Annotated in this window: 2 protein-coding genes; one reads left to right on the top strand and one right to left on the bottom strand. The window is 50.8% G+C overall.

Going from position 1 to position 1,713, the window contains the following annotated elements; all coding sequences use genetic code 11:
* On the top strand, positions 1-693 hold a 693-nt coding region (locus tag WCO51_13565), incomplete at its 5' end, for an NAD(P)/FAD-dependent oxidoreductase (GenBank protein ID MEI6514281.1).
* A 16-nt stretch (positions 694-709) separates the two neighbouring features.
* Here WCO51_13565 and WCO51_13560 read toward each other — a convergent pair.
* Positions 710-1,693, bottom strand: coding sequence for an aldo/keto reductase (locus WCO51_13560; GenBank protein MEI6514280.1), 984 nt, complete (start codon positions 1,691-1,693; stop codon positions 710-712).
* Positions 1,694-1,713: the final 20 nt, after the last annotated feature.

Below are 1,713 nucleotides of genomic sequence, written 5' to 3'. Positions count from 1 at the left end.
GAACGACCTCTCAAAAGGGCTGGCAGTCCCCTATTCAGCCGCTTTATGCAGGAATATTATGAGAGCAAAGGGATTAAATTCCTTCTAGGGCAGCAGGTGACCTCGTTCTTGGGCAATGTCAGCGTTAGCGAGGTTGTTACTGATAAAGGAACGAAAATTCCGGCGGACTTTGTTGTGGCGGGAATTGGGGTTGTTCTCAATAATGAACTTGCCAAAGCATCAGGGCTTGAGATGACCGAACGGGGCGAAGTAATCGTCGATGAGTATCTACGCACTTCCGACCCGAACATATGGGCGGCGGGTGATATTACTTACTTCAACGACATCGCCATGGGAACAAAGTGGCATGTCGAGCATAACCAAAATGCTAAATGGCAAGGACGGCAAGCGGGCGCGATTATGGCCGGTGATAGCAAACCCTACAATAAAGTGGCCTATTTCTATTCCGACGTATTCGACATCCACCTAAATATCCGCGGTGCTATCCACCTGACAACTCAATCCAAAATGCTGGGAGATGTCAAAGGCGGCGAATTCGTCGAACTCTACTACAACGACGCCGACCAACTAAGAATGACTATCGCCTGCAGTCACGATGACCATAAACTCGATCCCATTAGCGACAAAGCAGAAGAGTTAATTCGCGCCAAAGCGAACGTTCACGATATCACTATGTCAACCTTTGGACTATGAATATGACAGGCCCGGTTTACCAGTAATGCTGAACAAGCTCACGGATGTGGCGGTCATAGATGGAGCGTACCTGAGCCATAGTTTCATCAGTGAGAGGAGGCAGGTCTGAAGCGGCGAAGTTCTCCTCGGCCTGCGAGGGGCGCTTCGCGCCGGGGATGGCACAGGTCACAGGGGCAAACATCAAAATCCAGCGCAAGGCAAACTGTGTCAAACTCATACCCTCTGGGCAGATTGCCTTAAGCTCATCAACTGCTTGCAAGCTAGTGTCATAATCAACACCGGAGAAAGTTTCCCCGCGGTCAAATTTCTCGCCAAGGCGGTTATACGCTCGATGGTCATCCGGTGTGAAAGTGCTACTTGGCTTTAGTCTGCCCGTAAGCATCCCTGAGGCTAGCGGCACACGAGCCAGAATACCCACTTTACGCTTCTTAGCCTGCTCGAAAAATAGCTCGGAAGGTCGATGGCGGAACATGTTAAAGATAATTTGTACGCTTTGCACGTTGGGGAACTCTATTGCCTTGAGAGCTTCTTCCACTTTTTCCACACTCACCCCGTAGTGTCGGAGCTTGCCCGCTTTGACCAGGTCATCGAGTATGCCAAAGACTTCCGGCATATAGTAGACCTGGGTAGGTGGGCAGTGGAGTTGAAGCAAATCGAGGGCTTCTGTCTCAAGGTTCTTCAGACTTCGCTCCACAAACGCTGTGAGGTTTTTGCGATTGTAGCCTGCAGCGACATGTTGATCTAACCGGCGTCCGGCCTTGGTGGCAATATAAATGGTTTCCTTCTGTTGGCGGCGCAGTTGGGCCAAGAGCCGTTCACTGTGACCATCGCCATAAACGTCAGCGGTGTCAAAAAAGTTGACGCCAAGTTCTACTGCCCGGTGTAACGCAGCTAATGATTCGGCATCTTCGACCGGCCCCCAAGACCCGCCAATAGCCCAAGCGCCAAAACTCACGGCAGAAACTTCCCAACCTGTACGTCCCAGTTCTCTGTATTCCATCAATACGCCTCCAATTCGAT

This window comes from bacterium, from assembly GCA_037131655.1.
Lineage (GTDB): Bacteria > Armatimonadota > Fimbriimonadia > Fimbriimonadales > JBAXQP01 > JBAXQP01.
This window is presented reverse-complemented; position numbering and strand designations above follow the sequence as displayed.

Coding starts and splice junctions, on each gene's coding strand:
- WCO51_13560 (MEI6514280.1), bottom strand. CDS start 1,693: ATGGAATACAGAGAACTGGGACGTACAGGTTGGGAAGTTTCTGCCGTG.